The 8,554-nt window shown below is 33.7% G+C and carries 8 protein-coding genes; 1 reads left to right on the forward strand and 7 read right to left on the reverse strand.

Translation table 11 applies throughout. From position 1 onward, the window contains the following. Window positions 1-453 precede the first annotated feature (453 nt). The 4 genes from CQ058_RS29835 to CQ058_RS29845 all read right to left on the reverse strand — a co-directional run bounded on the left by CQ058_RS29835 (window position 454) and on the right by CQ058_RS29845 (window position 3,785). The gene (locus tag CQ058_RS29835; protein WP_142396442.1) at window positions 454-1,398 is read right to left on the reverse strand and encodes a collagen-like protein; all 945 of its coding nucleotides are present in this window, start codon (window positions 1,396-1,398) and stop codon (window positions 454-456) included. A gap of 266 nt (window positions 1,399-1,664) precedes the next feature. Next, a complete protein-coding gene (locus tag CQ058_RS31630; RefSeq protein WP_374954501.1) occupies window positions 1,665-1,820 on the reverse strand; it encodes an exosporium leader peptide-containing protein in 156 nt (51 codons plus the stop codon). A 689-nt stretch (window positions 1,821-2,509) separates the two neighbouring features. Further along, window positions 2,510-3,031, reverse strand: a complete 522-nt coding sequence (locus tag CQ058_RS29840; protein ID WP_090835713.1) for a DUF3967 domain-containing protein — start codon at window positions 3,029-3,031, stop codon at window positions 2,510-2,512. A 148-nt stretch (window positions 3,032-3,179) separates the two neighbouring features. Further along, window positions 3,180-3,785: a cupin domain-containing protein gene (locus CQ058_RS29845; protein WP_002193728.1), complete on the reverse strand. Its 606-nt coding sequence runs from the start codon at window positions 3,783-3,785 to the stop codon at window positions 3,180-3,182. A gap of 588 nt (window positions 3,786-4,373) precedes the next feature. Here CQ058_RS29845 and CQ058_RS32815 point away from each other — a divergent pair. Continuing rightward, window positions 4,374-4,667: a hypothetical protein gene (locus CQ058_RS32815; RefSeq protein ID WP_105590183.1), complete on the forward strand. Its 294-nt coding sequence runs from the start codon at window positions 4,374-4,376 to the stop codon at window positions 4,665-4,667. A 250-nt stretch (window positions 4,668-4,917) separates the two neighbouring features. Here CQ058_RS32815 and CQ058_RS29855 read toward each other — a convergent pair whose 3' ends face one another. The 3 genes from CQ058_RS29855 to CQ058_RS29875 all read right to left on the reverse strand — a co-directional run bounded on the left by CQ058_RS29855 (window position 4,918) and on the right by CQ058_RS29875 (window position 8,296). Next, on the reverse strand, window positions 4,918-5,118 hold the full coding sequence (locus CQ058_RS29855) for a cold-shock protein (protein WP_000434815.1): 201 nt from the start codon (window positions 5,116-5,118) through the stop codon (window positions 4,918-4,920). 851 nt (window positions 5,119-5,969) lie between these two features. Continuing rightward, a complete protein-coding gene (locus CQ058_RS29870) occupies window positions 5,970-6,620 on the reverse strand; it encodes a MarR family transcriptional regulator (RefSeq protein WP_000170178.1) in 651 nt (216 codons plus the stop codon). 209 nt (window positions 6,621-6,829) lie between these two features. Next, window positions 6,830-8,296, reverse strand: a complete 1,467-nt coding sequence (locus CQ058_RS29875) for a plasmid recombination protein (protein ID WP_105590184.1) — start codon at window positions 8,294-8,296, stop codon at window positions 6,830-6,832. Between the last annotated feature and the right edge of the window lie 258 nt (window positions 8,297-8,554).

An 8,554-nucleotide genomic window follows, 5' to 3' on the forward strand; every position in this document is an offset into this window, starting at 1 on the left:
TCTATACAACCCATGGAGCTCAATCAACAATGCATGCAGTATATCATGCAATGCAGCATATGCCATACTATCAACATCCAGCTATACCTTATTATGAAACCATGCAATATCATCCCTCTATAGAATATATACCTCAAAGTATATATCCTACTATTTTTACAACAATTCCACTTTATTAACCATCCTCTTGTTTTTAATTACTTTTAAACTGTACAGAAAAACTCCCTCACCCCCCTCACTTTTTGAGGGGGGTGAGGGAATAAATATTACTGTTCTTAAAAAAATGCTGTTTCTTACTAGCAAGAAACAGCAAAACATACTTCTAAACAGCTTAATGTTGTAAATCCACATTTTCAGGACGTTGCCCCATAAATAAAAAAGAGAAAGATCTATATAATCCTTCTCTCTTTTATACTAAAAATCTCATCAAATAGCTGGAATTGCATCAATATATTAGAAGTTTTGTAAACATGAAGTACACGGTCCACCAGTAGGTTGGAATACAACATTATCAACAAAAGCTGTTGCACCTTCTCCACCTGTAGCAATATTTTGGAAAGCAACACATGCTGTAGTCACACCTGGAGGTATACACACAACAAGAATATAATGTTGGAAAAGAGATTGCGGTTGATTCATAACAGGTATAATATGTGGAATATTTAATGGTCCAAGATTTGTAGCAAGAGGAGGACATCCCTGCCCCAGTTCTGGAAAAGATACAGAAGCTATAAGAAGTGCATTATCCCTTACATCCGCAGCAAAAGAAAGCGTAAAACAACAACCTTCACCAACATCAACCAATTGATTAATACTTCCGCCTGGTCCAATTGATGCAGCTAAGAGACTTAGTGTCCCATCTGAAAGAACGCGACCACTATGAGCGTTTGGAGGACCTACTTCTGTAACATCCCCAATTTGATTCCAACCTGGAACTAGATCGCCCACTAATGGTGGTTCATCAAATCCAGGATTATCAAGAATATTAGTACATGGACAACACGCTACTGCTGTTGGTCCTGTTGGTCCTGTTGGTCCTGTTGGCCCTGTTGGTCCTGTTGGCCCTGTTGGTCCTGTTGGTCCTGTTGGTCCTGTTGGCCCTGTTGGTCCTGTTGGCCCTGTTGGTCCTGTTGGTCCTGTTGGTCCTGTTGGCCCTGTTGGTCCTGTTGGCCCTGTTGGTCCTGTTGGTCCTGTTGGTCCTGTTGGCCCTGTTGGTCCTGTTGGCCCTGTTGGTCCTGTTGGTCCTGTTGGTCCTGTTGGCCCTGTTGGTCCTGTTGGCCCTGTTGGTCCTGTTGGCCCTGTTGGCCCTGTTGGTCCTGTTGGTCCAATTTCAGGTATAGGTACAGGGGGGAGAAAACATTCACACGGAATATGAAATTTCTTATTAAATTTACTCATTTATACACCAACCTTATCTTTCACCCACTTACACCTTATAACTTATGAATCCACAAACGTACAAGTATAAGAAAAAAACCTAAAAAATTAAAATAAATATTAACAGCAAGTCCTTATATCACAGTTATAAATCCGTTTCATAATGTATAAAGAACATGGATTCACTCCAAATAGCTTTCAATATATATAAGGAGCCCGCCTCCTGAAGGTTAACATTTGCGTTAGGTATAGCAGTCTGAACTAATCTAATTTAAATAATTAACGATTCAAATACTAGTGTTATTGCCGTTCCTGTTGCTCCTGTTGGACCTGTTGGCAAAAATGAATGGCGAAATAGATGGAAGTGTTGGACCAATTAAACTCGGTTCAACAACAGCTCTAACTAAAACAATATTTTCTTCGTTCATACATTCACATCCCATAGCTACTTTTCATAGGATGTGAATGGTATTTTTTTCAGACAAAAAGCCTAGTAACCACTAGGCTTTTTGTTTAACTTATTTATGTTTTACATAATTATCTTTAAAGTAAACTTTTAAATATTTGTTTACATTCAGATCTTTGGTTTTATTAACTTCATTACAACTTACTCATTTTCCCCAAAACCACTAACAAAAGTATACATTCAAAACACGATAAAACAAGGGATGAATAACCAACTAATAAATATATTTTTTCTGAAAATTTATGCTATAATTAATCTGTACAAAGGTTGGTATCCTTTTACTTCTAATATTGTATTGATTTATATGTAGTACCCTACTACTTAAATATGGATCCACAAACAAAAAGAACTAGTATGATACTAGTTCTTTTTGTTTGTTTAGAATAAATAAAATTTAAAAAACACATAAATATCCATGTTACCATATATTATGACACTCAATTTTGTTTACACCATACAACAAAATTAAACTAATCCCTTATCTATTATAGATAAGGGATTAGTTTGTATAAATAATTTTTATTTAACAATTTTAATCCTGTCCAAAGATTAAAAACCATATTAAAAGTTTACATAACCCCACTTATCGGTAGTAGACAAAAAAGCTCGCTTCTTATCTTTTTTCAAATAAGAAGTGAGCTTTTATTTCTATTATTAAATTCTAATTTATTTACCAAATAGACGACTCCAAAGTGATTTCTTCTGTTCTGAAGCTGCTATTAAACGCTTGTTATCTTGTATTTCTCTTAACACTTGCATTAATTGAATATCTCTTTGATCTTCTCTTATTATCCTTTGAGCATCAGTTTCCTGTAAGAGTTTACTTTGTTGATCCAATCTTTGAATTAACTCTAAATTAAGTTGTTCTAATCGTTCTATACGTTCTGTTAATGCTTTTATGTGTTCTGTATCTGCTACGCTATCTGTAGCAACAGTTGCTATCTCATTTTCTGTAACACTTGTCATTGCTAGATTTATAGCCTGTTCTAGTGTTACGTTCTTCTTGTTCATAGCTGTTACTAACCGTTCTATAGTTGCTACATCTTTATGATAAAAAATTCTAGAATTATTACTACCACGCTCGAAAGGATACCCAACTTCCTCCAGGGCAAGGCAATATTTACGCAAAGTACTTGAGCCAATCCCTAAGTTCTTGGCTACCTCAGATCCCCAATAAGTTTGAGCCATATTTTGTCCTCCCTCTGCTCCAAGCTGTTCTCCAGTTGCTATATAGTCTTTTCCTTCTTTAAAAAGGTAACACCTTCTTTTTAAAATTTAAAGAAGAGTTTTCAATTGTTTTTTAAAACACAGTTATAGATTTTATAATAAAGCTTGATTAATAACTAATTGTATTCCTATTGCCATGACTATAATCTTCTTCCATAGCCAATGCATCTGCTTTAGTAACATGAACGGTACCAAATGGATGATTTGGAGGAGCATATATCGAATAAAGTTTTAACGGAATATTACCTGTATTAGTTACATTATGCCATGTTCCTGCAGGTATCATTATTGCAAAATCATCATAGGCATTTCTTTGAAAATTTAAATTATCTTTACTCTTGCCCATTTGAACAATTCCCTGACCTTGCTCAATACGTAAAAATTGATCAACATCAGGATGTATTTCCAAACCGATATCTTCGCCAACATTGATGCTCATTAAAGTAACTTGTAAATGTTTCCCTGTCCATAAAGCAGTACGATACGTATTATTTTGCTTTGCTGCTTCATTAATATTAACGACAAATGGTTCTGATCCATAATCTTTTAACGAAATACTTCCATCACCATTGGAAAAACGAAAAAAATCAAATCCGTTTGTATACTCTATCTCATTAGGAAAAGTCCAGTAAACAGACTGTCTTCCATAGTTATACATTGGTACATTAGCATAATAAGGATATTGATATCGATACATAAAAGGAATATAGTACATTTTTCTCAATCCTTCACAATTTTATAAAATTATCCTATGCACTGGTTAAGTCAATGTACTTAAATTCAAAGTAACTTTTGTAAAGAAAGATTTTTAGCCTAAAACACTTATTTCATTAAATGTACCTTTAATTTAACAATACAATTGAAGTTTAAAAATCAAAAGAAAAAACTATATCAACAAAGTTTTTTTATCGAACTTTGTTTTAAAATTATCAATCTTTTTTATACAAGATTTCATACGTTTTTTTGTACTAATACAGGACATTCACAAGCCTAAAAAACCCTAATATCTCCACAATGTATAAAATCATGCATAGGATGATAAACAAAGAAAAAGCGAAATCCTAATTATATCAATGGATTTCGCTTTTTCTTTACTACCGATAATAGGACGTTATGTTAACTAGATGTGTATAGAATATACAAGAGGAACTCTTTCCTACTTACACGAATCTATTATAATAGAGAACGTCTTGATAATAAGGGGGGCATCACATATTTAAACAATTTTGGACATGGATAAAGGGAGAAATAATAGATCAAAATTTATAAATTGATTGAACATCTAAAAGGAGTATAAAGTATTTTGAGAAAAACTAAAATGAGAAACTATGTGAAATTATTTGTTCTTTACTTAATTATAATTCTAATATATTTCCTGTTATTTGATTACAGTAAAATATATATTAAGGCAAAAATAAATAACGAATTTTTATATCAATTATATTTATTAATAGGACGTATTAGTATGGGTTTGGGAATATATTTTATTCCAGATAAACTAGATATTAAGATTAAATTCAGATTTAAATTTCTTATAGCAGTTATTGCAATGATAACTACTATAATTTTTCTTGATATAGTTGGTTTAATTGAATAGCTTTGATAACTTCCTGTAACGAAAATTATGTAAATAAGCTGTCCACTTAGACAGCTTATTGTTTTTTTTTTGCTTAGCGTACAAAATTCGCGTTTTGTTGGCGCTACCCCATAATGCTAAAATTATGATTTCTAACGTCTTCTTTTTCATTAAAAGTTAAGCACCCCAAATCCCCTTAAAAAAGTTGTATTCGGAATATTGTAACAAAATCAAAAAAAGACCCTACAAGAGGGTCTTTCATCAGCTAATATTAAGCTATTTGAACATTAGTAGCTTGTGCGCCACGTTGTCCTTGTTCTACTCCAAACGTTACACGTTGTCCTTCGTCTAAAGATTTGAAACCGTCGATTTGGATAGCTGAGAAATGTACGAATACGTCTTCTCCACCTTCACGCTCGATGAATCCAAAACCTTTGTCTGCATTAAACCATTTTACTTTACCTTGTTCCATAATTGTTGCCTCCTAGTATGGATACCCACACATGTGTTACTACCCTTGCTCAAATACCTTAGACGAAAAACAAAATTTATTCTTAATCTCAAACCGAACAAAAATAGGTCATTCTTAGATTAACATATTTTCTAAAAAATAGCAAATTTCAAAAATAAGTCCTTATGGTAACTAGCCACTAATAGTGGTTGCTGGAGAAAAAGTCACTATGATAGTTATCACAGCAAGAAGTTACCAAAGGATCTCAACAATATCATTGGTTAGATTTTTTTCAGACATTCAACAACTGATAAAATAAGATATTTTCGAGTTATTTTTCACTTAATGTGATTTTGTTCTGGTTTTTTGGTGTGAAATTTGCTTTTTGGCTAGAGTGCTGGCTCGTCGTGTGGGGACGAAACCCCACGTATTACGTATCTATTTTTAGAATAAGAATTATCTTGGGACGAATGATCTAAGCGGTTCGGCTCGTATACTTACTAGTCCAAGTCGAGAACCATTAATTTGCTTTTTGTCTGTCGGCTTGGCGAGAAAAGCACACTAGCCGAAAAAAGTTTTGCAAGGACAGAATTAAAAAGAAAGGCAATAGCCTTTAGGTGAGAATTAACGAACCGACTTTTTAATTCTGAGGGTGGAGATTTTTGAGTGAAATTCTCAAAAATACTACCCGTTCCTTGCGGAACTTTTAGCCCTATATATAAGAGTGAGAAGAGGAAAGTAAAGAAAGTCAGTAATAACAAGGGTTTATAAGATATAGGGTGTACCCAAAAAGGAACACCTGTGTACCCAAAAAGGAACACCTAAAAAATGTAAAAAATAATAAAAAAAAAGATGTCAATATAAAATGACATCTAAAATAAATAAATTGGCAATTTATGTTTTTTACCATTTTCAGTTACAAAATTTTTAAGTGATTTTTTAAAGATTTTTTGAGTTGCTTTATCTACTCCGTCTTTTGGAGAACAACACATAATATTTGGATTTACAAACCATGTACGACTTGTACAAATACGACCATCTTCGGTAGTTGTTCCAGTTTCTGCAACCGCTAATAATCCTTTTTTCATTAAACCATTCATTAACTCTGAAACTTTTCCTCTAGTTCTATTTAACTTTCTTGCAAGATAACTAGGCGTTGCACTATCAGAATCAAATTCATCTTCTTTACTTATTCTTTCAACCAAAATATTTGTTTTAAATTCTACATAAGGTATTAAATCCATTAAAAGCGCTTTTTCAGCTGTAGATAAATAATTAATTTCACTCAAATAATTGTAATTATCCATAATTATTTGCACAAACCTCACCCGATCTGTAGGTTTTTTCTTTTTCCCTATAAAATATTCATCTCCACCAGTTGTTTTACTTATTAACTGTAAGAGCATTGCTTTCTCTTCTTCTGAATAACCACCGGTTTGCAACTGGTTATAAATGCTATCAATCTTACTATCTCTTATTTTCGCTTTTTTTTCAGCTTGTCCAAAATCTACAACTTTTGTCATAAAATAATTCTCTCCCTTAGTGGAAGGAATCAACTTTTATATGTTAGAATGTATATAGAATATATATTGGCTGATTCCAACCTTATTATGAAAAACCGCCTCGCCGACCAAAGCTTGGGCGGTTTTTCTCGTTTGTATGTCTTTCTCTATAATAACATGAAACACCTTGTTAAAGCTTTCCATCTCTTGCAAAAACACAACATTCAATCCTATCTTTCTCTATCAAAATCTCGATGTCTTCTTATTTCTCTCTTATGTTCACGTTCAAATTGATTATCTACTCCCTTGTTATCCAATTCTTTTTTAACAATCTCTCTAAACGCCTTAAATTGCTCCTTAAAAACTTTTTTCGTTTGTACATATAAAACTCTTATATTCGTCTGCAAAACCTTTATATGAGCTTTTAATGAGCTAATTTCTATATTTAATACACCAACTTCTTTTTGCAACTTACTTTTTTCTTGTTTCAACGTTCGATTTTCTTTCATCCATCCCTCTGCATGCACTTTTAAACTCTCATTCTCTTTCACAAAATCTGTCTTTTTCAAACGCTCATAATCCTTTTTGATAGTAACCGCTGCATTCACTTGCTTTGTTAATTCTTGATATTGTTCTGGTGATAACACATAATTTCTTGTCTGTTTCTTCGTGATTTCAGCTTTTCCAAACATTTTATCCTGTACTTCTACTACTACTTCTTTACGTAAAAATGGAATTTTAACAGGTTCATTTGGTACTTGATCCGTAGCACTATCTAATTCTTTTTGCATTTGTTCTACTCTTTTTTCTAACTCTATATGACACTGGCCAATTAGCTGTAGCTTTTCACTTTCACTCTCTACTTGTTGTTTCACTACCTCTAATTCTTTGTACTTATCAACGACATCGCTTTCCAAACTCTTTTTCACTACTTGTAATTCGTTTGTTTTCTCTTCAACATTTTTTAAGTTATGGTCAATTGTTTGTAACTGCATCTCTTTTTCTTGTACTTGATTCTCAACAATTGATTTTGTTTCTGCATATTCCTTGTATTGACGGACTTTCATATATTTATGTGAACCTACATTGGCACGTTCAAAATTTGGAATGTGTTCTTTCGCTAATTTCTCAATATAGGCCGTTTCTAATTCTCTCCAATGTGCAATTAACTTTCTTCCCGTTCCCTCTACACCTTGTTGCTGCAAAGCTTTATCCATTCCGACACGCCTCGTTAATCCTCGACTACTTTCGAAATTTGGTACATAGTTAATATGTAAATGCGGATTCGCTTCATCATCATGTAAAACCATGTTATAAACCGCTAGGTTTGGATTTCTCTCTTGAAACGCCTCTGCATACTGTTTTAACGCTTCCTTTTTGGCTTCCCTATATTTCGAGTCGTCTTTACCTTCCCCGATCGCCACGACTAATTCTCGTTGCTCATGTGTCTTATCATCTTTATGTATTTTGTCATAATAATCATCAATTTTACGGTCATTCCGTTTTTGTTTCTCGTTATACTTGTCCACTGCTTCTTGAAAGACATCCTTGTATACACTTCGGATATCCTTTTGAACAAAGTAAATATTCTCATGTAACCTGGCTGGATCAATCCCAGGATTTCCATGAATATTTTCTCTGTTATTATGACTCAATGAACTTTGGTGGGATTGATTAAATGAGATAGAACCCAACATAAAGTGCCACCACTTTCCCTAGATTAGTTGATACCATCAGTCTAGCAAAGCGACGAAATGATGTCAATTAACGTAACCCTATACGTATTTTGACGCTAACGCATCAAAATCGATAGGGGTCTGCGACGCTTTTCGGCTTCGCCGAGCCATGCTTAGCATGACAAAACCAGACCTTGGACTTTGTCCAAACCTACTGGGGAACACTTCCCCAGACCCCCTTAATCGAACTCCCCAACCCCTCAATCCTTGAGGGGCTCC

This window comes from Bacillus sp. MYb56 (assembly GCF_002976445.1).
GTDB classification, from domain to species: domain Bacteria; phylum Bacillota; class Bacilli; order Bacillales; family Bacillaceae_G; genus Bacillus_A; species Bacillus_A mycoides.

What these genes read in the sequence shown, in the direction of transcription:
- CQ058_RS29840 (WP_090835713.1), bottom strand. Translation starts at nt 3,031, where the DNA reads ATGGCTCAAACTTATTGGGGATCTGAGGTAGCCAAGAACTTAGGGATT.
- CQ058_RS29835 (WP_142396442.1), bottom strand. Translation starts at nt 1,398, where the DNA reads ATGAGTAAATTTAATAAGAAATTTCATATTCCGTGTGAATGTTTTCTC.
- CQ058_RS29875 (WP_105590184.1), bottom strand. Translation starts at nt 8,296, where the DNA reads ATGTTGGGTTCTATCTCATTTAATCAATCCCACCAAAGTTCATTGAGT.
- CQ058_RS31630 (WP_374954501.1), bottom strand. Translation starts at nt 1,820, where the DNA reads ATGGGATGTGAATGTATGAACGAAGAAAATATTGTTTTAGTTAGAGCT.
- CQ058_RS29870 (WP_000170178.1), bottom strand. Translation starts at nt 6,620, where the DNA reads ATGACAAAAGTTGTAGATTTTGGACAAGCTGAAAAAAAAGCGAAAATA.
- CQ058_RS29855 (WP_000434815.1), bottom strand. Translation starts at nt 5,118, where the DNA reads ATGGAACAAGGTAAAGTAAAATGGTTTAATGCAGACAAAGGTTTTGGA.
- CQ058_RS29845 (WP_002193728.1), bottom strand. Translation starts at nt 3,785, where the DNA reads ATGTACTATATTCCTTTTATGTATCGATATCAATATCCTTATTATGCT.